Source organism: Bradyrhizobium guangxiense (assembly GCF_004114915.1).
GTDB classification, from domain to species: Bacteria; Pseudomonadota; Alphaproteobacteria; order Rhizobiales; family Xanthobacteraceae; genus Bradyrhizobium; species Bradyrhizobium guangxiense.
Genome location: NZ_CP022219.1, coordinates 6,093,291 through 6,115,796, shown reverse-complemented (window position 1 = coordinate 6,115,796; position 22,506 = coordinate 6,093,291). Strand labels below are relative to the sequence as shown.

Sequence of the window (22,506 nt, the reverse complement as noted above, 5' to 3'; positions counted from 1 at the left end):
CGCTTACGCGGCCTGCGCGTTCTTCTCGTCGCGCAGCTGCCGACGCAGGATCTTGCCGACATTGGTCTTGGGCAGGTCGTTGCGGAATTCGATGTGCTTGGGCACCTTGTAGCCGGTGAGCTGCTCGTGACAGAACTTGATCACCGCCTCGGCGGTGAGGTTCTGATCCTTCTTCACCACGAAAGCCTTCACCGCTTCGCCCGACTTGGAATCGGGGATGCCGATCACGGCGCATTCGAGCACGCCCGGATGGCTCGCGATCACTTCCTCGACCTCGTTCGGATAGACGTTGAAGCCGGAGACCAGGATCATGTCCTTCTTGCGGTCGACGATCTTGGTGTAGCCCTTCTCGTCCATCACGCCGATGTCGCCGGTGCGGAAATAGCCGTCCGCGGTCATCACCTTGGCGGTCTCCTCCGGCCTGTTCCAGTAGCCCGACATCACTTGCGGACCCTTGGCGCAGATCTCGCCGGCCTGGCCGAGCGGGACTTCGTTGCCCTCGTCGTCACGGATCGAGATGTAGGTCGACGGCACGGGGATGCCGATCGTGCCCGTGAACTCGGTCGCCGTTGCCGGATTGCAGGTCAGCGTCGGCGAAGTCTCCGACAGGCCGTAACCCTCGGCGATGAAGCATCCGGTGACCGCCTTCCACTGCTCGGCCACGGGGCGCTGCACCGCCATGCCGCCGCCGTTGGAGATCTTCAGCTTGGAGAAGTCGAGCTTCTTGAAATCGGGATGGTGCATCAAGCCGTTGTAGAGCGTGTTCACGGCCGGGAAGCTGTTGACCTGGTATTTCGCCAGCTCCTTGATGAAGCCGGGAATGTCGCGCGGGTTGGGGATCAGCAGATTGCAGCCGCCGGCGCGCACCGCGAGCAGGTAGCAGGCCGTCAGCGCGAAGATGTGATAGAGCGGCAACGCGCAGACGATCATGAGCTGGTCGACATGCGGCGGTGCGGCGATCGCGGGCTGCAGCCAGGCGTCGTTCTGCAACACGTTGGCGACGATGTTGCGGTGGAGCAGGGTGGCGCCCTTCGAGACGCCGGTGGTGCCGCCGGTATATTGCAGGAAGGCAACGTCGCCCGGCGAAAGCTTCGGCTTGTTGAAGGTCATGCCGCGGCCGGCCGACAGTGCGTCGTTGAAGGAGACCGAACCCGGCAGCGACCATGCCGGTACCATCTTCTTGACGCGGCGGACGACGAGATTGACGATCACGCCCTTGAAGCCGAGTAGGTCGCCCATGCTGGCGACGATGACGTGCTTCACCTGCGTCTTGGCGATCACCTGCTCGACGGTGTGGGCGAAATTCTCCAGCACGATGATGGCTTCAGCGCCGGCATCCTTAAGCTGGTGCTCGAGCTCGCGCGGCGTGTAGAGCGGATTGACGTTGACCACCGCAAAGCCGGCGCGCAGCACCGCGGCGGTCGCGACCGGATATTGCAGCACGTTCGGCATCATGATGGCGACGCGGGCGCCGCGCTGCAGCCCGCGGCCCTGCAAATAGGCGGCGAGCGCGACCGACATCTGGTCGAGGTCGCGGTAGCTGATCGACTTGTCCATGCAGATGAACGCCCTGCGGTCGGCGAACTTGGTGAAGCTCTCCTCCAGGAGGTCGACCAGCGATGCGTATTGGGTCGGCTCGATATCGGCGGGCACGCCAGGCGGATATTGCTTGAGCCAGATGCGCTCCATGGAAAACTCCCCTCATCTACCAGAGCCCGTTGTGTCTCGGGCTTGCCTCATTGCCGCCAGTATCGAGCCTGCCGGAACGGGTGGCAAGCCGTCGAGGCTTAAGGCAAAGGTCGGGGAGTAGCTACTGGAATCGTCGCGAACGGCGCTGCCGCGGGTGCGAAGCGCCGGCCGTCGCGGCGAGGCCGCCGCTAACTGTTGTTGGCCGGCTTGGCGGCGGGCTTGGTCGCGGATTTGGGCTTGGCGGGCTTCTGATCGCCGCCTGCCACCGGCTTCTCGGCGGGTTTTGCCGCCGTGTCGTGCCTGGCGGCAGCATGCTTGGGCGCCGCAGGTTGCGCCGCGGTCTTAGCGTCGTTCTTGCCGTCGCTCTTGGCCTCCGCCGGCTTGACAGCTGGCTTCGCCGCCGCCGTCTTGATGTCCTTGCTGGCGTCCTTGCCCGCGTCTTTGGGCTTGTCGGTCGCATCGGGCTTCTTGGCCACGCGCGGCTTCTTGCCACGTGGCTTGGATGCGGCCTGCTGGTCGGCATCGGCCGCAACCGCCGCGATCAGGGCGGTGCCGGTGCGGGTCGGGCCGGTATAGACCAGCACGGGCTCGGTCGGCGCCGGCGCCGAGGCCATCAGCTCGGATGCCTTCATCAGCGGCGGCTGGAGGCCGGCGGGGAAGAACGTTATCTGGGCTTCGCCACCGGTGGCCGAGGCCGATCCTGAAGTGCCGCCATTGGCAGCAATCAGCGCATCGTCGTCGTCGCTGGCCGGCCGCTTGCGATGGCCGCCGCACATCTCGTCGCGCAGGTTCGGCGGCGAGGTGTCGACCGGCACGAGATTGTCGACCGTGCCGAGCGAGGGGCGCAGCCAGGTGAGATTGTCCGGAGCGAAGCCGCGCTCCAGCAGCTGCGCCGCCTTCACCGCGCGCGCGGTGCCGGAACTGGCGCCCAGCACCACTGCGATCAGCCGGCGGCCGTTGCGCGTGGCCGAGGCGACGAGATTGTAGCCGGAGGCGCAGATGAAGCCGGTCTTGAAACCGTCAGCGCCGGGATAACGGCCGATCAGCTTGTTGAAATTGCCGGTGATGCGTTTGCCGAAGCGGATCGCAGGGATGTGCACGAAATATTCGTATTCCGGCAGGTCGCGCAGGAACGAGCGCGCCAGGATGCCGAGGTCGCGCGCCGACGTGATCTGGCCGTCGGCGGGCAGGCCGTTCGGATTGACGTAGCTGGTCTGCGTCATGCCGAGCTTCTTCGCGGTGTCGTTCATCATCGCGGAGAAGCCGTCGATCGAACCGCCGACGCCTTCGGCAAGCACCACGGCCATGTCGTTCGCCGACTTGACCATCATCATCTTCAGCGCGTTGTCGACGGTAAGCTGCGTCCCCGGACGGAACCCCATCTTCGAGGGCGATTGCGAGGCTGCCGTCGGCGAGACCGTGAGCAGCGTGTCGAGGGTCAGCCTGCCATCCTTGACCGCCTTCAGCGTCACATAGGCGGTCATGATCTTGGTGACGGAGGCCGGATACCAGGGAATGGTCGCGTTTTCCGCCTGCAGCACCTTGCCGCTGTCGGCCTCGATTAGCAGCAGCGCTTCGGCGCTCGCCGCGCGCGGCGAGAGCAGCGCGGCACATGCGAGGCTCGCGGCGAACAGGTTGAACAGGGACTTGCGAAGCAGCGGGCGTAGGGCGTGCACTATCCGATTCCGGTCCTTGGAGACCCGCCGGTTCCGGCGGCTCTCGTGATCTGATTGTCGGTTCTGAAATCCAGCGCCGCCGCTTGCGGCGTCGCAAACCTATACCGGCTGGTGCGTCGAGAATAGGGGGCTGGGCGCGGTATTCCGCAATGAAATAGGCCGAATTTCGACGGCGCTGTAGGGACTTCCTAGGGAGACTTGGCCGCCGTTGCGGCAGCCTCGGACGCCGTCACGCTGGCCCGCGTGCTTGCTTGAGCGGTTTCATGGACCATGAACTGCGCCCGGGCAAGCTCGGCAAAATGGCCGCCTTTGGCCACGAGTTCATCGAAAGTTCCGCTTTCGATCACGCGCCCATTCTCGAACACCAGGATCCGCGTGGCGTTGCGGATGGTGGAGAGGCGGTGGGCGATCACGAAAGTGGTGCGGCCCTTCATCACTTCGTCGAGAGCGGCGTTCACCTTGGCCTCGGTGACGGCGTCGAGCGCGGAAGTCGCCTCGTCCAGGATCAGGATCGGCGGGGCCTTCAGCAGCGCGCGGGCGATCGACAGGCGCTGCCGCTCGCCGCCGGACAGCATGCGGCCGCGCTCGCCGGCATTGGTCTCGAAGCCTCCGCTGCGCTCGATGAATTCGAGCGCCTGTGCGCGCTCCGCCGCCTGGCGCATCTCGGACTCGGTCGCATCCGGCTTGCCAACGCGCAAATTCTCCGCGATCGAACGGTTGAACAGCAGCGCTTCCTGGAACACGACGCCGATGTTCCGCCGCAGCGAGGTCAGTGTCACGCCGCGCACGTCCATGCCGTCGATCTTGATGAAGCCGGATTGCGGATCGAAGGCGCGGTGCAGCAGCGCGATCGCGGTCGACTTGCCGGCGCCGGTCGGACCGACCAGCGCGATGGTCTGGCCGGGCAGCGCGGTGAAGGTGAGGTCCTCGATCGCCGGCCGCTTGCCGTCATAGGAGAAGGTGACGTCGTTGAACTCGACGAGGCCGGACAGCCTGCCGGCGTCGATCGCGTCGGGCCGGTCGTGTACTGCGGGCACGGCGTCGAGCACATTGAAGAACTCGCGCAGGCGCGGCGCTTCCATGAACACGCTGTTGATGAAGCTCACGACCTGCTCGAGCTTCTGGATCAAGAGCGTGGCAAAGCTCACGAACATCACGATCTCGCCGACCGAGGTGAGGCCCTGGTCGTGCAGGGCGATGCCGAGCGTGAAGATCGCCAGCACCGTGATGGTGGTGGAGGCGCGGGTGATGACGGTGACGAGCGCCCACCACGACAGCACCGGCATCTGCGCGGCGAGCAGCTCGTCGGCGACCGAGCGCAGGCCCTTCACCTCGGATTCGACGCGGACGAAGCTCTGCACCAGCGCCACGTTGCCGAGCGCATCGGAGGCGCGGGCGGAAAGCTCGCTGTAGTGCTCCTCGACTTCCATCTGCATACCGAAGGTCTTGCGCACCACGAAGGTCGTCAGCGCAGTGAAGACGATGCAGAGCACGAACAAGAGGATCGCGAGCCGCCAGTTCAGATAGAGCGACAGCGGCAGCAGCACCGCGACCGAGAGGATCGCGGCGAAATGCTCGCGGAAGAAGCCGAGCCACAGTCGCCACAAGGCGTCGGTACCGTTGAGCATCACCTTCATCAGGCGGCCCGAATGGGTGCCGGAGTGAAAGGTCAGCGGCAGTTGCAGGATGTGCTCGAAATAGCTGGTCAGCACCGCCTGGCGCTGGCGATGCGAGAGCCGGTCGGCTTGCAGGGCCACGAGCGCGCTGCACAGGATGGTGAAGAGCCCGAACGCGACCCAGGCCGCCAGGAACGGCCAGGCCGAGCTGGAGCCGGCGACCGTCTTGCCGGAGAGCACGTCGACGATCCGGCCGAACAGCACGGGTTCGGCGAATTGCGCCCCCGCCAGCAGCAGATTGGCCACCGCGAGCAGCCAGCCCAGCCGCGCCTCCTTGCCGAGCAGCTCGAGAACGCGGGTATAGAGACGGAGGATGGACATGCGGGCGACGAACTCGAGCGGATGACGGAGCCCGCATTCTAAGCAGGGATCGCGCGCGAGATATAGCGGAAGCTGTCAGTTTTTCTCAGTTGATCAGCCGCCCCGCGACCGGCGGCAGGAACCGGTCGTCGAAGATATCGCTTGCGGCAGGGCGCTTGCGGGATTTGAAGTCCTGCGCGATCTGGCCGATCGAGCGCTCCAGGCGCAGTGGCTCGATACCGCCGAGACCGTTGCGCCTGACCTCGTCGCTGAGGATGTTGTCGGCGAGGACGGTACGCACACGTTCCAGCTCGAGCTCGCGGTCGCCGCCGTCGATGCGGCTCGCAACCTCGTCCGCCGCGCGCGCCGGCTCCTTGACGGTCGCCGCGATGCCGGCGATCAAGGCGCGGACGAAGCCTTTCACGGCCTCCGGCTTTGCCGCGGCGAAGGCGGCGTTGGCCACCACGGCGAAGCCATAGGCTTCGCAGCCATAGTCGGCATAACGCAGCACGACGAGATCGGCATCGGGCACGCCGCGATCGCGCAGGTTCACCGCCGAGAGATAGCTGAAGCCCGCGACGGCATCGACCTGTCCCGCGGACAGGATCGGCTCGCGCACCGCGGGGCTGATCCTGTGGAATTTGACATTCGATGCCTTGATGCCGTTCTGCTGCGCCAGCGCCGGCCACAGCCGCATCGACAGATCGCCGTCGGCGACGCCGACGGTCTTGCCGTCGAGATCGGGCAATGCCTGGATGCCGCGGCTCCTGCGCGCGACGATCGCGTAAGGGGCACGGTTGAACAGCACGAACACCGCCTTGACCGGCGCAGCGTCCTCCTTGTCGCGAAACCGGATCAGCTCGTTGATGTCGACGAGCGCAAGCTCGCTGTCGCCCTTGGCGACGCGTGCGAGCACCTCCGGCGATCCGGTTGCGCTGCTGAAGGCCACGTTGAGACGCTCGGCGCCGAAGCTGCCGTCCTTCGCCGCAAGAAAGAACGGCGCCATGCTCGCGTCGAGCGGGCGGTCGAAGGTGAAGTGGATCGCAACGGAGGGCGGCGCGGCGGTCTCGGCCGCGCTGACATCGCGTGCAACGAGTGTTGAAAGCGAGATCGAGAGGGCCAGCAGGCAACGAAGCGCGATGGTCTTGAATTCCGACATCAGTTGCGCCGGTCCCGCATTGTTATGGCTTTGTGACGCTTGCAGCGCCGGCTGGCGAGCAGTCTGTCCGCATCAACATGAACGGCGGATGAGCGGCGGTTGCGTCACGATTACGCAACCCCGTTCAGCTTGTGTTGGGGTTGGGGAACCCAACTTAGGCTATGCGGGTTTGAAAGGCATGAGCCTGTCCGCAGGCGTCCATTCCAGGTCCCAAAGGAGGGCCCAAGACATGTTCGAGCGATTCTCCAAGTTTGCGGGCCGAAAGGCCGTTCTTGCGACCGCCGCGGCGCTGGCGTTGACCGCGGTTGCCCCGACCGCTTCCTATGCGGGCGGTCGCCACTGGCATGGCGGCGGAGGCGGTGCGGCCGCTGCTGCGGCTTTCGCGGCCATCGGCACCGGCCTTGCCATCGCCGCGACCCGTGACGCCTACGCCTATGACTACGGTCCGGGCTACGGCTATTACGGCGGTCCGGTCTATTACAGGGGCCCGGCCTACGGTCCCTATTACGGCCCGGGCCCGAACTACCAGTATCAGCGCTATGGCGGCACGGCTCCGTCCGAGTTCTGCGGCCAGGGCTATTACCAGAATTGCTACTAGAGCCCCGGCAGCCGGGGTTAACCGGGACAGGCCGTCGCGCTTGCCGCGCCGGCCTGTTTTTTGCTTTTATTGTAGCACGTTAACGCGCTCGCCATTTGTTTAGAGTAGTTTGAGTACCATGAGTGATTCGCTTGAGCGGCTATATCTGGCTGTGCTCGCGGCCAGAGATCTTGATCCGGCAACATCGCGCACGGCCCGGCTGTTTCAGCGCGGGCCCTCGAAAATGGCAAAGAAGCTCGCCGAAGAGGCGATCGAGGTCGTGATCGATGCGGTCAATGGCGACACCGACGCCGTAATCCGGGAAAGCGCCGATCTCTTGTACAATCTCACCGTGCTCTGGGCCTCGGCCGGGGTGCGCCCCGAGGACGTCTGGCGCGAGATGACACGGCGGGAAAACATGCTCGGCATCGCCGAGAAGCTGCCGAAATCGTCGATGAAGCTGCCTAAGGTCGCGTCATCGCGCGTGGCCGCCAGGCGGCCAATTGTCGCGCTCGAGGGCCGTGCGGCGCGCAAGCGCCACTAAAGCGCGACGAAAACGTCACAAAACTCGCGATGGACAAATCCGTCCCATGGTGCTTCATCGCGGCGCCATGCTGAAACGTATCTACGACTGGTGCATCGACGCCGCCCACAAGCCCTACGCGCTCTGGATCATGGGCATCGTGTCTTTCGCCGAAAGCTCCTTCTTTCCGGTCCCGCCGGATGTCATGCTGATCCCGATGTCGCTGGCGCGCCCGCAGCGCGCCTGGCTCTATGCGGCCGTCTGTACCGTGACCTCGGTGCTCGGCGGGGTTCTCGGCTACGCCATCGGTGCGCTGCTCTACGACTCGCTCGGTCATTGGCTGATCCAGCTCTACGGGCTCGGCGATCAGGTCGACGGCTTCCGTGCCAAATACGCCGAATGGGGCGCGGTGATCATCCTGCTCAAGGGGCTGACGCCGATCCCGTACAAGCTCGTCACCATCACCTCGGGCTTTGCCGGCTACAATCTGCTCTTGTTCGTCCTGTTCTCAGTGGTTGCGCGCGGCGGACGCTTCTTCATCGTCGCGATCCTGCTCAACCGCTATGGCGACTGGATCCGCGTGAAGATCGAGAAGCATCTCGGTCTCGTGGTGGCGGTCGGTGCCGCGGCGCTGGTGCTCGGCTTCGTCATCGCCATCAAGCTGATGTAGCGCCAGCGGCTTTGCCGCCGGGCCGGCTTCGGCTACGGTTGCCGTCATGATGGTTCGATCCGGCAATCCCGCCCTGCGGCTCGGGACGCTGATGTCAGCAGTGCTGCTGCTCCTGCTTGCCGGCGGGACGGCTTGGCCGCAATCCGCGCCGCCGGCGCTCGGCCTGCGGGAGCAGGGGGCGCAGGCCGCGCCGCCGCCATCGACCCCCGCAGCTTCGGCGCCGCCGGCGGCAGCGGAAAATCCCGGGCTGATCAACGAAATGGGCAAGCTGTTCGACAAGCTGCCCTCGATCCTGCCGCCGATCAAAAGCCCCGGTGAAACCATGAACGACCTGTCGCGGCTGACCAAGCCCTCGACCATGGTCTCGGGCCGCATGGCCTGTCCGGCCTCGTCGAACGGCGCGCCCGATTGCAAGCAGGCCGCCGACCTCCTGTGCCAGAGCAAGGGTTACAAGGAAGGCAAGAGCCTCAATGCCGACTCCGCGGAAAAATGCTCGGCCAAGGTCCTGATCCCGGGCAGGCAACGCAAACCGGACGACTGCCGCACCGATACATTCGTGACCAGCGCGCTGTGCCTGAATTAACGGACGTCGCGCGAGCAACAAGGAGTGCCCATGAGCCGTACGGAGCAGGACTTCCTCGGACAGCGTGAGATCGCCGACGACATCTATTACGGCGTCCAGACCATCCGGGGTAAGGAGAACTTCCACATCACCGGTATTCCGATGAACCAGGAGCCTTACTTCGTGAAGGCGCTCGGTTACGTCAAGAAGGCCGCCGCCATGGCCAATCGCGATCTCGGCGCGATCGACGCCAAGGTCGCGGACGCGATCATCCTCGGCTGCGACCGCGTCATCGCCGGCGACATGATGGACCAGTTCGTCACCGACTTCATCCAGGGCGGCGCCGGCACATCGACCAACATGAACGCCAACGAGGTGATTGCGAACCTCGCGCTGGAATTGCTCGGCTTCGCCAAGGGCGACTATCAGCACGTCAGCCCGAACGATCACGTCAATTACGGCCAGTCGACCAACGACACCTATCCGACCGCTTTTCGTCTGGCGCTGATCCTGCGGCTCGAGAGCTACATGACCGCGCTGCGCCAGCTCCAGGAAGCCTTCTTCACCAAGGGCCGCGAATTCGATCGCGTGCTGAAGATGGGCCGCACGCATCTGCAGGACGCCGTGCCGATGTCGCTCGGCGCTGAATTCCGGGGCTGGGGCACCACGATCGGCGAGGAGGTCGATCGCATCTCGGAAGCACGCGCGCTGCTGCGCGAGATCAATCTCGGCGCCACGGCGATCGGCACCTCCGTGACCGCGGCCGTCGGTTATCCCAAGCTCGCGGTCCGGCACCTGAGCGCGCTGACCGGCGTCGACTTCATCCTCGCCGGCGACCTGGTCGAGGCAACCTCGGACACCGGCGCCTATGTGCAGCTTTCCGGCGTGCTGAAGCGCACCGCGAGCAAGCTGACCAAGATCTGCAACGACATCCGCCTGCTCGCCTCCGGCCCGCGCGCCGGCTTCAACGAGATCAACCTGCCGCAGCTTCAGCCGGGCTCCTCGATCATGCCCGGCAAGGTCAATCCCGTCATCCCCGAGGTCGTCAACCAGACCAGCTTCCTCGTCATCGGCCTCGACACCACGGTGACACTGGCAGCAAGCGCCGGTCAGCTCCAGCTCAACGTGATGGAGCCGGTGATCTCGTTCGCGCTGTTCTTTTCGATCCGCACCATGGAGCGCGCCGTCAACAGCCTGCGCGAGAACTGCGTGGTCGGCATCACCGCCAACGAGGAGCACACCCGCAACATGGTGCTGAACTCGCTCGGCATCGTCACGGTGCTGAAGCCGCTGCTCGGCTACAAGCAATGCGCCGAGATCGCGCGCGAAGGCTACAAGAGCGGCAAGTCGCTGCACCAGATCGTGGTCGTCGAACGCAAGCTGCTGACGCAGCAGAAGTGGGACGAGATGTTCTCGTTCGAGCGGTTGATCAACCCGGATTTAATTTCTTGACGTCATTCCGGGGCGCGCGAAGCGCGAACCCGGAATCCATCCTACCATTCGCGCTGAGGCCCGATGGATTCTCTGATGCGCAATCGCGCATCATAGCTCGACGCTTCGCGTCGCCCCGGAATGACAGGAGAGGAATTCCGCTGCTTGGAATTGCGGCGGTCGCTCCCCCGCGGCGGCCAAACGCAATACTTGACAGTGGAAAGATTGCCTTGTTGGTATGCTGCCCAACCTTCCATTGACCGGCTAACAGAGGATCGTTTCGCAATGTCCATGCCCGCCTTGTTCAAGGGGCGTCTGTCGATCCCCGTGATCGGCTCGCCGCTCTTCATCATCTCGGTGCCCGATCTCGTGATCGCGCAGTGCAAGGCGGGTGTGGTCGGCTCGTTTCCGGCGCTGAACGCGCGGCCGCCGGAGCTGCTCGACGAATGGCTGGCCCGCATCACCGAGGAGCTCGCGGCCTATGACCGTGCCCATCCCGACAAGCCGTCGGCGCCGTTCGCGGTCAACCAGATCGTGCACAAGTCGAACAACCGGCTTGACCACGACATGCAGCTTTGCGCCAAGTACAAGGTGCCGATGATCATCTCCTCGCTCGGGGCGCGCGAGGAGCTGAACCAGGCCGTGCACGGCTGGGGCGGCATCGTCTTTCACGACGTGATCAACCAGAAATTCGCGCACAAGGCGATCGAGAAGGGCGCCGACGGCCTGATCCTGGTCGCGGCCGGCGCCGGCGGCCATGCCGGCACCATCTCGCCGCTGGCCTTCGTCGCCGAGACGCGCAAGTGGTTCGACGGCCCGATCGCGCTGTCGGGTGCGATCGGCAACGGCAAGGCGATCCGCGCCGCGCGCATCCTCGGCGCCGACTTCGCCTATATCGGCTCCGCCTTCATCGCGACGAAAGAAGCCAACGCGGTCGAACGCTACAAGGAGATGATCGCCGGTTCGAGTGCCGACGACATCGTCTATTCCAATCTCTTCACCGGCGTGCACGGCAACTATCTCAAGCCCTCGATCCTCGCCGCCGGCATGGATCCCGACAATCTGCCGACCTCCGATCCCTCCAAGATGAATTTCGGCACCGACGCCTCCGGCGAGCGCGCCAAGCCGAAGGCCTGGAAGGAAATCTGGGGCTCGGGCCAGGGCATCGGCAGCATCGACAAGGTCGTCCCCGCCGCCGAACTGATCGCGCGCTTCAAGAAGGAATACGACGAAGCGGTCGATCCGCCGCTGTGATCGTCCCGAGATCGAGTGCAGCATGACCGCCATCTACCGCGTCGACGGCAACAACGTCGTCACCAGTCCGGATGCCGCCGGTCCCTGGGACCGGCGCATGCAGCACGGCTCGGCGCCCGCGTCGCTGGTGACATGGGCGGCCGAACGCATTCCGGCGCCTGTTACGATGGACATCGCGCGCGTCACCATCGATCTGATGCGCCCGGTGCCGGTGGCGCCGCTCGCGATCGTGACCGATGTCTTGCGCGAGGGTCGCAAGATCCAGCTCTGCGAGATCAAGCTGCTGGCCGACGGCGTGCAGGTCGTCGGCGCAACCGTGCTCAAGATCAAGCGCCAGGCACTGTCGCTGCCCGAGGACGTCAGGGAGCTGCCGGTCACGCTGGCCTCGCCTGAGGATTCGCTGGTCGAGGACGGTCACGCCGCCACCAGCCCGTTCGTGCGTTCGGTCTCGATGCGTGCTGCGCGCGGCCGCTTCGGCCAGGCCGGCGCCGGCGCGATCTGGTTTCGCGTCGATCATCCGTTGATCGAGGGCGAAGCGATCTCCCAGGCCATGCGCGCAATGGTCGCCGCCGATTTCTCCAACGGCACCGCCTCGACGCTGGATTTCCGCGCCTGGACCTACATCAACGCCGACCTCACGGTCAGCTTCGCACGCCAGCCGGTCGGCGAATGGATCTTGCTCGACGGTGAATCCTGGATCGGCCCCGACGGCACCGGGCTCGCAATGTCGCGCCTCGCCGACAGGCAGGGTTATTTTGGCCGTGCGGTGCAGAGCCTGGTGATCGAGAAGCGGTGAGGCACTCTGGAACACCTGATTCTGCCGGGTCGAGCCAGGCGATGACACCTGACGCGCCGTGAGCGCTCGCGGACTCGGCGCCTGCGCACCGTCACCGCCTCAACGATAAAACATCGACGGCGGCACGCCAAAGTGCCGGCGGAACATTGCGGCAAAGGCGCTTTGGCTGGCGTAGCCGCAATCGAAGGCGACGTCGATGATCTTCTCGCCGGAGGCGATGCGACGCAGCGCATGCAGGAGGCGCGCCTGCTGTCGCCATTGCGCGAAACTCATCCCGGTCTGTCTCGCGAACAGGCGGTGAATTGTCTTGGCGGTGACCCCGACGCGCCCGGCCCAATGCTCGACGGTCGAATTGTCCGATGGGTTGTCGGCGATGGCTGAGCAGATCGTTCGAAGCCTGGTGTCTTCGGGGAACGGCAGATGCAGAGGCAGTACGTCCGAGACGCGCAGTTCGTCGAGCAGCAGCCGCATCAACCGTCCGTCGCGGCCGGCCTCGTCATAGTCGACGGGAATGCGCGTTGCCGCAACGACCAGCTCGCGCAGTAGCGGCGACACTGCGATGACGCAGTTCTTCTCCGGCAGATGCGCTGCGGCGTTCGGGTCGACGAAGACGGTGCGGATCCGTACCCGCCCCGACATGATCGTCTCATGGTCGAGACCGGGTGGGAGCCATACCGCGCGGTTCGGCGGCACGATCCACGTGCCCGCCGCCGAACGCACCACCATGACGCCTTCGATGGCGTAGAGCAGCTGTGCGGTCGGATGCGCGTGCACGCCGGTGGAGGCGCCATCGGGATAGTCCACCTCCATCGCAGTCAGCGCGCGCCTCGTGGCATGGAACGCAAGATGCCGTGTGGTGAGCTCGTCCAGCATGTCCCAATCTCGACAGTCCCGGTCATTCTAGAGCGATACGGACGCTGGCGAAAGCATTACGCTTGGCCTCGACGGTTTGAATTCAAGAGTTGAAGCCATGACCAACAAGGCCGCCTTCCTCTATCCGTTCTTCGCGATTGTGCTGTGGGCGGGCAACGTGATCGTCTCACGGTTGTCCGCTCACACCATCGGGCCCGAGGCGATCACGTTCTATCGCCTGCTGCTCGCGACCGGATGCATGAGCCTGTTCGTCGCCGCGCCGGCCTGGCGCAACCGGACGGTGATCTGGCGGCATTTCGGACAGTTCGCGGTGCTCGGCTTCCTTGCGATGTGCCTGTTCCAGAGCTTGTCGTATCTCGCTGCCGAGACCACCAGCGCGACCAACATGGCGGTGTTTACGGCGCTGACGCCGCTGCTCACAGTGCTGCTGAGCGCGGTGCTGCTTCGGGAGACGCCGACCGTCGGACTGGTCGGCGGCGGCATGCTGTCGCTCGCCGGCCTCGTCTATCTCGTCAGCGGCGGCGATCCGGTCGCACTGCTGCGGGGCGGCGTGCGTCCCGGCGATCTCCTGATGTTTGTCGCCGCGCTGGTCTATGCGCTCTACGGCGTCCTGCTGAAGCGTTGGGACCTCCCGGTCGCGGGCTGGCAATCGACCTACATGCAGGCGCTGTGCGCGCTCGCGATCATGTTTCCGGCATTCCTCGCGACGCCCGCTCCGATGCGCGCGCTGAACACGGAGACGTTGCCGCTGATAGCCTATGCTGGAGGTCTTGCCTCGATCGTGCTTCCGTTCTTGTGGGTTCGCGGTGTGCAGGTCCTCGGTCCCAACCGCTGTGCGATCTTCATGAACTTGCTGCCTGTGCTCGCCGCGCTCGGCGCCATCGCGCTGCTCGGCGAACCCGTCCGCGCCTTCCACATCATCGGGGGAGGGGTCGCGCTTGCTGGCGTCGCCTGCGCTGCGCTGTTTCGTCGGCCATTATGGATGTCGGACCCGGCTGTGCCGGCGCTGGGTGATTGAACGGCAAGCTTCCGCCGCCGCGGAAGGGATGCTTGCCATCCTGCCAGTTCACATTCCGTAGAAGATCTTGATCTCCCACAGCACCACGACGATAGCCGTGATCAAGGTGATCGCGGCGACTGCACTTTCCAGGGAAGCGACTCTCATGCCTTACTCCGCTTCCCAGCCCCATCAGCGGTCTAGGTGATTCCCCGATTCGCCGGCAATTGTGCGGGCGTGGCGGGCGCACACTCCGTTGCGCGTTGTGGTCTCCGGGCCACAACGACACCGTAGAATTCCGGGGTATCTACCCCACCATCCGGTCCCTTCCGCTCCAGAACCCCGCACGCAGTACCTTCTTGTCGATCTTGCCGACGCCGGTCATCGGCAATTGCTTGACGAACTGGATCTGCTTGGGCGCATGCGCCGAGCCCTTTCGCACCTTCACCAGGTTGATCAGCTCGTCCGGATCCGGTCTTGCGCCATCGCGCGGGACTACGATGGCGGTGACGGCTTCGCCCCATTTCTCGTCGGGAATGCCGACGACCGCGACCATGGCGACATCGGCATGTTGCGACAGCACGTCCTCGACCTCGCGCGGGAAGATGTTGAACCCGCCGGACACGATCATGTCCTTCTTGCGGTCGAGGATGAACATGTAGCCGCGCTCGTCCTTGCGCGCGATGTCGCCGGTGTGGACCCAGCCGTTCTTCAGCGTCTCGGCGGTGATGTCGGGCCGCTTCCAGTACTCCGCCATCACATGCGGGGCGCGCACGCAGATCTCGCCGGCCTCGCCCGTCTTCACCTCCTGGTCGTTGTCGTCGAGGATCTTGACCTCGCAGGCTGCGATCGGGAAACCGCAGGACAGGAACAGTTCCGGCGTCTTGGGATCGTGATCCGCCTTGCGCAGCACCGAGACCGGATAGCATTCGGTCTGGCCATAAAGCTGGGAGAACACCGGCCCGATGCGCTCGATGCCCTCGACCAGCCGGCTCGGCGACATCGCTGAGGCCCCGTAGAGCACCAACTCGAGCGATGACAGGTCGGTCTTGTCAAGCGCAGGATGGTCGAGCAGCACGTAGATCATGGTCGGGACGAACAGCGTGAAGTTGATGCGCTCGCGTGCGATCGTGGTGAGCACGGCCTCGGGATCGAAACCTTTGAGCATATGCACCGTGCCGCCGCGCATCAGGGTCGGCAGCACTTTGGTGCCCGCAACATGGCTGATCGGCGCGACGGTGAGATAGCGTGCCGCGTCGGGGATCTCGAAATCGGCGAGGATGGCGCCGGCGGCTCCGGCATTCTCGCGGTGATAGCGCAGCGCGCCCTTGGATTTTCCGGTGGTGCCGCCGGTATAGTTCAGCGTCGAGAGATCGTCGAGGCTGGCGAGATTTCGCGCGCTGGCGTGTCCCGCGCTCTCGATCGCTGCCAACAGATCGAGACCGTAGCCGGCCGGTCCTATGGTGAAGACCGCCCTCAGCCGGCTCGCCCTCGTGGCAAGCTCGCCGCCGCGGTCGCGGAAGGCGGCCGCATCGACCACCAGCATCTCGGCCTCGGCATCTTCGAGCTGGAACAGCTGGTCCTCCAGCGATCCCAACGGATGCAGCCAGGTGACGCAGAGCCGCGACAATTGCGCGGCAACGCCGGCGCACCAGGTGTCGGCGCGGTTCGCAGTGAGGAAGGCGACGCGTGCGCCCGGCGGCAATCCGAGCCGCATGAATACATTCTGGACGCGCCCGATCAGGTCGATGGTGCCTTGGTAGCTCAGCGATCCGCCGGGCCAGGCGAAAGCGGTGCGGCCGGGATAGCGCGACAGCGCCCGTAGCGTCTGCGCACAAGTCGGGGACGATGCGTGGAGCGGATCGGACATATGTTTCCTCGTTGCTTTGTCACCGGCTTCTGGCGTGCCAATGTTGCCGATGACGCTAGCACAGAGACTGCGGGAGGAAACGACAAAGCCCGCACGAGGGAGGAATGCGTGCCATCAGATCGAATGCAACGCTTCGGCGATCGCCTCGCTCTGCCACTGATCGCAGCTCCGATGTTCCTGGTGTCGGGCGTCGAGCTCATGGTCGCGGCCTGCGGCAACGGGGTGATCGGCAGCTTCCCCACCGCGAATTGCCGCAGCACTGACCAGCTCGATGAATGGCTGACCGCGATCGAGACGCGCTTGCGCAGGCACGAAGATCAGGCCGGCCGCAGGGCCGCGCCGCTTTGCCCGAACCTGATCGTGCACCGCTCCAACGCGCGGCTGGAGCAGGATCTTGCCGTGCTGTTGCGGCACAGGCCCGAGATCGTCATCACCTCGGTCGGCTCGCCCGCGCCCGTGTTGACGCCGCTGCACGATGCCGGGGCGCTGGTGCTGGCGGACGTCGCTTCCATCCGCCATGCCGAGCGCGCGGCGGAAGCCGGCGCCGACGGGCTGGTGCTGCTCACCGCGGGCGCGGGCGGGCAGACCGGCTGGCTCAACCCGTTCGCCTTCGTCCGCGCGGTGCGCGCGTTCTTTGACGGCATCATCGTGCTCGCAGGCGGCATCAGCGACGGCCGCGCGCTGCACGCGGCAGAAATGCTCGGCTGCGATCTTGCCTATATGGGCACCAAGTTCATCGCGACGCGCGAGAGCATGGCGGACGAGCGTCACAAGAAGATGCTGGTCGAGAGCAGCGCCGACGACATCTTGCTGACCACGGCGTTCACGGGCTTGCAGACCAACATGCTGAGGCCATCGATCCTGGCCGCCGGGCTCGATCCCCACGATTTGCCGGGACGCGGCGCGATTGACATCGCCAAGGATATCGACGTCGCCGCGCGCGAAAGCCGCCCCAAACGCTGGCGCGATATCTGGAGCGGCGGGCATTCGACCTCTGGGGTCACCGATGTGCCCGCCGTCGAGGGTCTCGTTGCGCGGACCCTCGTCGAATATCGGGAGGCGGTTGGGCGATAGGTTCTGCGCGTCTCCTCGCAAGAACGGGGAGGGGGAGCGAAGACGCCGGTGCATCAATCACAGTTAATCCCGTGCTGTTCCGGCCCGCCCCACTTAACGGCGGATTAACCATCGCCCGCCAAGAATCCCCTCACGGCCGCCAATCAGGACGAGAGGGACAGGCGATGGACTTCGATTATCTCAACAGCAAGACAGCCGCGACGCTGGACGAAATCCGAATTCGCGTCGCCCATGCGCTGGCCCGCCACCCGCTGTGCCGCAACGTCCGCTTCGACGTCGTCAGCGTTCCCCGCACCCGCCGGGGCGGCAACTGGACGGTGACCCTGCAATCGGTCGAGCCGCGCGCGGTCTGGGAGGCCTCGGAGATCGTCGCCGACATCCAGGACGCCTACGATCTCAGCGCAGCGGCCTGATTTCCCTGGCTTTTTCGGAGCGTGTCGCTGCTGGCACACGGATTGTCGCAACGAAAGCACACTCAAGCCTTAATTCGTGCCCTTTTCCCGGGCAACGTTAACAAACTCGTGAAGCGGTCGTTCCCGGAGAGACGTTTGTCCAGAGCCATCACCATCGTCGTCCTGACCTGCTTCCTCGTCCTGGGCGCCGCGACCACCGCCATTCTCGGTCGTGACAGCGTGCCCAGCGTCAGCGCCGAGATGATCACGCAGGCCCCGCCGAAGCAGCTCTCCACCAACCGCGCCGCCAAGGCCGATCGTCTGGTCCCGACCCTGGCCCTGGCCTCGGCTGCGATCGAGCCGGTCCAGGTTCCCGCCGACAGGCTCGCCCAGGCGCCGGTGTTGACCGAGCCGCTGCGCCAGGCCTTTGCCGCGGCCACGCCGTCCGATTTCCCGATGCCAAAGTCGTCGAGCGTGTCCGAAGCGCCCGCCGCGGCGGAGGTTCCCGCGGTCGAAGTTCCGGCCAAACCGAAGGTGGTGGCCAAGCCGCAGCCGCCGAAGACTTACGCGCTGCTGTCCGACGCACAGATCGCGGGCATCAGGGATCGCCTGAAGCTGTCGTCGTCGCAGGAATATTACTGGCCGTCAGTCGAGACCGCGCTGCGCAACGTCGTGCGCAAGATCTCGGCCAACAAGCTTTCCAATCCGCAGGCGCCCGGCGTGCCGATCGATCCGAATTGCGACGAGGTCCAGCAGCTGAAGTCGGCGGCGATGCCGCTGCTGTTCCAGCTGCGTGACGACCAGAAGGAAGAAGTGCGCAAGCTTGCTCGCATCATCGGGCTCGAAAAGGTCGCGCAGCAGATTTGACCTGCAAGTTCCTCCGGGAACTGCTTCCACATCAGGAACATCCGGCAATCGACGCGCGTTGCTCGCCCCAATGAGGGAGTGGATCAATGCGCGCCTCGACAGCCTATTTCGTCGGTGCCGGAACGATCATCGCCGCCATCGCCGTTGGTTTGGGCGGCGGCATCGTCGCCGGCAACATCATGAACCCCGTCACGTCCAAACAGGGCCCGGACACCAGCAAGATGGCGCAGCGCGCCGAGTCCGCCGGCACGCCGGCGATCAACGCACCCTCGGAACGCGTCAATTATCTCACCGGCTCGCAAGCCTTCGGCACGATGATCGCGACGCCGGCGCAGGCCGAAGCGACAAAGCCTGAAGCCGCAAAGCCTGATGCGCAGCCCACCCAGGCGAGGGTCGAACCCGCAGCACCGCCGCCTTCACAGGCGGCCGCGGGCGAGCCGCCCAAGGAACAGTCCAAGCCTCCGATCGCATCGTCCGCGAAGGCCGCAAAACCGGCCGACCAGCAGGCCTCGGCCGACGCGGTCTCTTCGCCCGAAAATGCCTATGCCAAAGCCCGGGACTCCGACGTGAAGCGCGCCGCGTCAGATCGGCGCCGGATCGAGCGCCGCGAGCGCTGGGTCGAGCGCCGCCACTCCTACGAAGGCCGCGAGCAGCGCGGCATGCGCGACCGCACCGACTGGGACGACGTCGCGCGCAACATCCGCGAAGATTCCGATACGCGCGATTACGCCGGCCGGCCGCGCGGCGGCTTCCCGCAGATCAGGCTGTTCGGCCCCGACGACGATTAGCGCGCAGCGCGCGATGAGAGAACGTGCATCGTCATCCTCGCGCGGCCGTCACGTCATTCCCGCGCGCTGCAATCCTTCCAGATAATGCGCCCGATCCTCGTCCCGCAGCATCGGCAGCTCGCGCGTGATCCAGCCGAGCGAGATGCCGGGTTGAGCGCGGCGCAGGCCTTCCAGGGCGGAGGCTGCGAGCGCCGGATCTCCTGACATCCCGGCGGCGGCCGTCAGCACGCGGTGCGCGCCGACGAAGTCACCGCGCTGCCGCAGCGACTCCCGCGCCATCTGCACGGCTCCCTCGTAGTCACGGCCGACGAACCGGGCGTAGGCCGCAACCCCGCAATAGATCGCAGCGAGTGGATCGCGCGGGCTCAGTCGCAGCGCGCGGCGCGCGGCGGCATCGCCGTCCTGCCATCGCCCGGCGTAGCACAGCGTCACGCCGTAAAAGGCATGCGCCATCGCGAAGTTCGGATTGAGCTGCAGCACCAGCTCGAACTCCGCCAACGCGTCGTCGAAGCGGCGGCGGAACAGATAGGTGTAAGCGAGGCCGTGATGGGCCCAGGCGTCCTCGCGATCGGCCTCCACCGCCGCGAGCGCGGCGCGTTCGGCGACCGGCACCGTCGCGGCCATGTCGGCCCAGCCCATATGCGCACCGAAGATATGGCTGGGTGCGAGCAGCCCCAGCGCCTTGCCATAGGCCGGATCGATCGCAACGGCCTTGCCGAGCAGCGCCTGTGCGGCGGCATTGTCCTCGCGGGTGATGCGCCAATGATGCGACAGCGCGCGCATCACGAGGTCCCAGGCATCGAGACTCCCCGGCGGCTTCTGCTGGGCGCGAAAACTTTCGGCGGCATAGAGCTGTGGCTCGATCGCGGCGACGATCGCCTCGGTGATCTCGTCCTGCACGGCGAAGATGTCGGCGAGCTCGCGGTCGTAGCGCTCGGCCCACAGATGGCTTCCGGTCGAGACGTCGTTGAGCTGGGCCGAGATGCGCACGCGATCGCCGCTTCGACGCACACTGCCTTCGACCACGTAGCGTACCCCGAGCTCGCGCGCGACCTCGCGGATATGCACGGCGCGCCCCTTGTAGACGAACGAGGAGTTGCGCGCGACGACGAAGAACCAGCGCAGCTTCGACAGCGCGGTGATGATGTCCTCGCTGATGCCGTCGGAGAAATAGTCCTGCTCGGCTGCGCCGCTCATATTGGTGAAGGGCAGCACGGCGATGGCGGGTCGGTCGGGCAGCGCGAGTGCGGCGCGCTGCGCCTCGGCGGTGCGGCCGGGTTCCGGCAAAATCGCGCCACTCATCGCGCCATTCTTGGCCTCGACATCGCCGACGAAGCGAAAGCCCTTGCGGGCGATGGTGCGGATCAGCGTCTGGCTTGCGCCGCTGTCGCCGATCGCCTTGCGCGCGGCGTTGATCCGGCTGGTCAGGGTGGATTCGGAGACGCTGCGCCCGTGCCAGATTTTGTCGATCAACTCGTCCTTGCTGACAACCCGGTCGCGGTTCTGCATGAGGTGGACGACGAGGTCGAAGACCTGCGGCTCCACGGCAACGGGAACCTCCTCGCGGCTCAGCTCGCGCCGGTCGGTATCGAGAAGGTGGTCCCGGAACAGAAACTGCACGTCGAAAACTCAGACCTCACAACGACATCAGGCAATGATCAAATCAAAAAGGGATTTCAGCTCGATATCTGTGAGTCCGCTCACCGGCCTGCCAGGTTCACTTCAATCGCGTGATGGCAGCCATGCTGTCTGGGATGGGAATACAATCAACGGGATTTTGACGGCTTTGCCGGCAGACCTGCCAGGCCCCGTCATTCCGGGCTCACGCTCCGCGCGGCGGAATGTCGGGCGTATCGGGCTTTGTCCTTTGCCGAACTGCCCCGACTGCGTAAGCTATCGGTTCCACACAAAAATCAAACATAAAGAACGCCCATGCCCGCCTTTCCCGCCTCCACCACCGTGCTCGATTCCATGCTGTTCCGCGACGCCTTTGGCACGGCCGAGATGCGGGAGGTGTTTTCCGACGTCGCGCTGGTCGCGCGCTATGCCGAGGTCGAGGTGGCGCTGGCGAAGGCGGAAGCGAAGTGCGGTGTGATTCCGCAGGAGGCGGCCGAGGCGATTGCGGCGCGGACCGACGCCGCCGCGCTCGATTTCGACCTGCTCAGGCAGGAGACCGACATCGTCGGCTATCCGATCCTGCCTTTGGTGCACCAGATGGTGAAGCAATGCGGCGACGCCGGCCGCTACGTGCATTGGGGCGCGACCACGCAGGACATCATGGACACCGCCGTGGTGCTGCAGCTCCGCGCGGCGCTGGAGATCGCCGAACGCGACATCGCCGAGCTCCGCGGCATCCTGGCGAACCTCTCGAAACGCTATCGCGATACGCCGATGGCGGGGCGCACTCACCTGCAGCAGGCGCTGCCGGTGACCTTCGGCTACAAGACCGCGATCTGGCTCGCCATGTTCGATCGCCACGCCGAGCGGCTGGCGCAGTTGAAGCCGCGCGTGCTGGTCGGCCAGTTCGCCGGCGCGGCCGGCACGCTGGCCTCGCTCGGCGACAAGGGGTTCGAGGTGCAGGAGGCGCTCTGTGCCGAGCTGAGGCTCGGCGTTCCCGCCTCGACCTGGCACGTCGCGCGCGACGGATTTGCAGAAGCCGTGAATTTTCTCGCGCTCGTCACCGGCTCCCTCGGCAAGATCGCGCTCGACATCATGATCATGGCCTCCACCGAGTTCGCCGAGGTCTACGAGCCCTTCGTCAAGGGGCGCGGGGCCTCCTCGACCATGCCGCAGAAGCGCAACCCGATCTCGTCGGAACTGATGCTGGCAGCGTCCAAGGCGGTGCGCCAGCACGCCGGCCTGATGCTCGACGCCATGGTGCAGGATTTCGAGCGCGCCACGGGTCCCTGGCACGCGGAATGGATGGCAATCCCCGAAAGCTTCGTGCTGACGGCAGGCGCGCTGCACCAGGCGAAGTTCGCGCTCGCGGGCCTCATCGTGGACGAAGCCAGGATGAATGACAATCTCGCCGTCAGCCGCGGCCTGATTGTGGCCGAGGCGGTCATGATGGGGCTGGCGCCGCAGATCGGCCGGCAGGAGGCCCATGACGTGGTCTATGACGCCTGCCGGCAGGCCAATGAGAAGGGCATGAGCCTGGCCGACGCGCTGTCCGCCGACGCGCGGATCGCGAGCCGCATCGATCGCGCCACGATCGAGGCGCTCACCTCACCAAGAAATTACCTCGGGCTCGCGCCCGCGATGGTTGACCGGGTGCTGAAATCGGCAACGCGTTGAAAACCAAAATGCGCAAAACTGCGTATCTTCTCGGTGTC

Annotated in this window: 20 protein-coding genes; 13 read left to right on the top strand and 7 right to left on the bottom strand. The window is 65.4% G+C overall.

Going from position 1 to position 22,506, the window contains the following annotated elements; genetic code table 11:
* Positions 1 to 3: 3 nt before the first annotated feature.
* From X268_RS29285 to X268_RS29270, 4 genes are all read right to left on the bottom strand, one after another.
* The gene (locus tag X268_RS29285) at positions 4 to 1,689 is read right to left on the bottom strand and encodes a long-chain fatty acid--CoA ligase (RefSeq protein WP_128928157.1); all 1,686 of its coding nucleotides are present in this window, start codon (positions 1,687 to 1,689) and stop codon (positions 4 to 6) included.
* Between the two features lie 188 nt (positions 1,690 to 1,877).
* Positions 1,878 to 3,365: a D-alanyl-D-alanine carboxypeptidase family protein gene (locus X268_RS29280; RefSeq protein ID WP_128928156.1), complete on the bottom strand. Its 1,488-nt coding sequence runs from the start codon at positions 3,363 to 3,365 to the stop codon at positions 1,878 to 1,880.
* 188 nt (positions 3,366 to 3,553) lie between these two features.
* Complete coding sequence (locus X268_RS29275) at positions 3,554 to 5,362, bottom strand: glucan ABC transporter ATP-binding protein/ permease (protein ID WP_128928155.1); 1,809 nt, start codon at positions 5,360 to 5,362, stop codon at positions 3,554 to 3,556.
* Positions 5,363 to 5,447: 85 nt separating this feature from the next.
* On the bottom strand, positions 5,448 to 6,500 hold the full coding sequence (locus X268_RS29270) for an ABC transporter substrate-binding protein (RefSeq protein ID WP_128928154.1): 1,053 nt from the start codon (positions 6,498 to 6,500) through the stop codon (positions 5,448 to 5,450).
* A gap of 229 nt (positions 6,501 to 6,729) precedes the next feature.
* Between X268_RS29270 and X268_RS29265 the strand changes: the two genes are divergently transcribed.
* The 7 genes from X268_RS29265 to X268_RS29235 all read left to right on the top strand — a co-directional run bounded on the left by X268_RS29265 (position 6,730) and on the right by X268_RS29235 (position 12,313).
* Positions 6,730 to 7,098 (top strand): hypothetical protein, encoded by a 369-nt coding sequence (locus tag X268_RS29265; RefSeq protein ID WP_128928153.1) that lies wholly within the window; start codon positions 6,730 to 6,732, stop codon positions 7,096 to 7,098.
* Positions 7,099 to 7,216: 118 nt separating this feature from the next.
* The gene (hisE, locus tag X268_RS29260; RefSeq protein WP_128928152.1) at positions 7,217 to 7,621 is read left to right on the top strand and encodes a phosphoribosyl-ATP diphosphatase; all 405 of its coding nucleotides are present in this window, start codon (positions 7,217 to 7,219) and stop codon (positions 7,619 to 7,621) included.
* A gap of 46 nt (positions 7,622 to 7,667) precedes the next feature.
* On the top strand, positions 7,668 to 8,270 hold the full coding sequence (locus X268_RS29255; protein WP_208764398.1) for a YqaA family protein: 603 nt from the start codon (positions 7,668 to 7,670) through the stop codon (positions 8,268 to 8,270).
* Between the two features lie 46 nt (positions 8,271 to 8,316).
* Positions 8,317 to 8,853, top strand: coding sequence for a hypothetical protein (locus X268_RS29250; protein WP_128928151.1), 537 nt, complete (start codon positions 8,317 to 8,319; stop codon positions 8,851 to 8,853).
* A 30-nt stretch (positions 8,854 to 8,883) separates the two neighbouring features.
* Positions 8,884 to 10,284 (top strand): aspartate ammonia-lyase, encoded by a 1,401-nt coding sequence (locus X268_RS29245; protein ID WP_128928150.1) that lies wholly within the window; start codon positions 8,884 to 8,886, stop codon positions 10,282 to 10,284.
* A 264-nt stretch (positions 10,285 to 10,548) separates the two neighbouring features.
* Positions 10,549 to 11,517 carry an NAD(P)H-dependent flavin oxidoreductase gene (locus X268_RS29240; RefSeq protein ID WP_128928149.1) on the top strand — a complete coding sequence of 323 codons (969 nt, stop codon included), beginning with the start codon at positions 10,549 to 10,551 and terminating at the stop codon, positions 11,515 to 11,517.
* Positions 11,518 to 11,539: 22 nt separating this feature from the next.
* Entirely contained in the window at positions 11,540 to 12,313 is a 774-nt protein-coding gene (locus X268_RS29235; protein WP_128928148.1) for a thioesterase family protein, read from the top strand.
* 99 nt (positions 12,314 to 12,412) lie between these two features.
* On the opposite strand, the gene X268_RS29230 is transcribed toward X268_RS29235, so the two are convergent.
* A complete protein-coding gene (locus X268_RS29230) occupies positions 12,413 to 13,186 on the bottom strand; it encodes an AraC family transcriptional regulator (protein WP_128928147.1) in 774 nt (257 codons plus the stop codon).
* 97 nt (positions 13,187 to 13,283) lie between these two features.
* Between X268_RS29230 and X268_RS29225 the strand changes: the two genes are divergently transcribed.
* Entirely contained in the window at positions 13,284 to 14,204 is a 921-nt protein-coding gene (locus X268_RS29225) for a DMT family transporter (protein WP_128928146.1), read from the top strand.
* A 286-nt stretch (positions 14,205 to 14,490) separates the two neighbouring features.
* Here the strand turns inward: X268_RS29225 and X268_RS29220 are convergent, their stop codons facing one another.
* Positions 14,491 to 16,053 carry an AMP-binding protein gene (locus tag X268_RS29220; protein WP_128928145.1) on the bottom strand — a complete coding sequence of 521 codons (1,563 nt, stop codon included), beginning with the start codon at positions 16,051 to 16,053 and terminating at the stop codon, positions 14,491 to 14,493.
* A gap of 108 nt (positions 16,054 to 16,161) precedes the next feature.
* Here X268_RS29220 and X268_RS29215 point away from each other — a divergent pair, with 108 nt between their 5' ends.
* The 4 genes from X268_RS29215 to X268_RS29200 all read left to right on the top strand — a co-directional run bounded on the left by X268_RS29215 (position 16,162) and on the right by X268_RS29200 (position 19,174).
* On the top strand, positions 16,162 to 17,127 hold the full coding sequence (locus X268_RS29215; RefSeq protein ID WP_164937983.1) for an NAD(P)H-dependent flavin oxidoreductase: 966 nt from the start codon (positions 16,162 to 16,164) through the stop codon (positions 17,125 to 17,127).
* 164 nt (positions 17,128 to 17,291) lie between these two features.
* Positions 17,292 to 17,540, top strand: coding sequence for a hypothetical protein (locus X268_RS29210; RefSeq protein WP_128928143.1), 249 nt, complete (start codon positions 17,292 to 17,294; stop codon positions 17,538 to 17,540).
* A 135-nt stretch (positions 17,541 to 17,675) separates the two neighbouring features.
* Positions 17,676 to 18,386: a hypothetical protein gene (locus X268_RS29205; protein WP_164937982.1), complete on the top strand. Its 711-nt coding sequence runs from the start codon at positions 17,676 to 17,678 to the stop codon at positions 18,384 to 18,386.
* Positions 18,387 to 18,472: 86 nt separating this feature from the next.
* On the top strand, positions 18,473 to 19,174 hold the full coding sequence (locus X268_RS29200) for a hypothetical protein (RefSeq protein WP_128928142.1): 702 nt from the start codon (positions 18,473 to 18,475) through the stop codon (positions 19,172 to 19,174).
* A gap of 48 nt (positions 19,175 to 19,222) precedes the next feature.
* On the opposite strand, the gene X268_RS29195 is transcribed toward X268_RS29200, so the two are convergent.
* Positions 19,223 to 20,794 carry a winged helix-turn-helix domain-containing protein gene (locus X268_RS29195; RefSeq protein ID WP_128928141.1) on the bottom strand — a complete coding sequence of 524 codons (1,572 nt, stop codon included), beginning with the start codon at positions 20,792 to 20,794 and terminating at the stop codon, positions 19,223 to 19,225.
* Positions 20,795 to 21,106: 312 nt separating this feature from the next.
* Between X268_RS29195 and X268_RS29190 the strand changes: the two genes are divergently transcribed.
* On the top strand, positions 21,107 to 22,468 hold the full coding sequence (locus tag X268_RS29190) for a class-II fumarase/aspartase family protein (RefSeq protein ID WP_128928140.1): 1,362 nt from the start codon (positions 21,107 to 21,109) through the stop codon (positions 22,466 to 22,468).
* Positions 22,469 to 22,506: the final 38 nt, after the last annotated feature.

Bases quoted from the DNA above. Each gene is read 5' to 3' on its own strand.
- X268_RS29285 (WP_128928157.1), bottom strand. From the start codon at position 1,689: ATGGAGCGCATCTGGCTCAAGCAATATCCGCCTGGCGTGCCCGCCGAT.
- X268_RS29275 (WP_128928155.1), bottom strand. From the start codon at position 5,362: ATGTCCATCCTCCGTCTCTATACCCGCGTTCTCGAGCTGCTCGGCAAG.
- X268_RS29270 (WP_128928154.1), bottom strand. From the start codon at position 6,500: ATGTCGGAATTCAAGACCATCGCGCTTCGTTGCCTGCTGGCCCTCTCG.
- X268_RS29265 (WP_128928153.1), top strand. From the start codon at position 6,730: ATGTTCGAGCGATTCTCCAAGTTTGCGGGCCGAAAGGCCGTTCTTGCG.
- hisE (WP_128928152.1), top strand. From the start codon at position 7,217: ATGAGTGATTCGCTTGAGCGGCTATATCTGGCTGTGCTCGCGGCCAGA.
- X268_RS29255 (WP_208764398.1), top strand. From the start codon at position 7,668: ATGGTGCTTCATCGCGGCGCCATGCTGAAACGTATCTACGACTGGTGC.
- X268_RS29250 (WP_128928151.1), top strand. From the start codon at position 8,317: ATGATGGTTCGATCCGGCAATCCCGCCCTGCGGCTCGGGACGCTGATG.
- X268_RS29245 (WP_128928150.1), top strand. From the start codon at position 8,884: ATGAGCCGTACGGAGCAGGACTTCCTCGGACAGCGTGAGATCGCCGAC.
- X268_RS29240 (WP_128928149.1), top strand. From the start codon at position 10,549: ATGTCCATGCCCGCCTTGTTCAAGGGGCGTCTGTCGATCCCCGTGATC.
- X268_RS29235 (WP_128928148.1), top strand. From the start codon at position 11,540: ATGACCGCCATCTACCGCGTCGACGGCAACAACGTCGTCACCAGTCCG.
- X268_RS29230 (WP_128928147.1), bottom strand. From the start codon at position 13,186: ATGCTGGACGAGCTCACCACACGGCATCTTGCGTTCCATGCCACGAGG.
- X268_RS29225 (WP_128928146.1), top strand. From the start codon at position 13,284: ATGACCAACAAGGCCGCCTTCCTCTATCCGTTCTTCGCGATTGTGCTG.
- X268_RS29220 (WP_128928145.1), bottom strand. From the start codon at position 16,053: ATGTCCGATCCGCTCCACGCATCGTCCCCGACTTGTGCGCAGACGCTA.
- X268_RS29210 (WP_128928143.1), top strand. From the start codon at position 17,292: ATGGACTTCGATTATCTCAACAGCAAGACAGCCGCGACGCTGGACGAA.
- X268_RS29200 (WP_128928142.1), top strand. From the start codon at position 18,473: ATGCGCGCCTCGACAGCCTATTTCGTCGGTGCCGGAACGATCATCGCC.
- X268_RS29190 (WP_128928140.1), top strand. From the start codon at position 21,107: ATGCCCGCCTTTCCCGCCTCCACCACCGTGCTCGATTCCATGCTGTTC.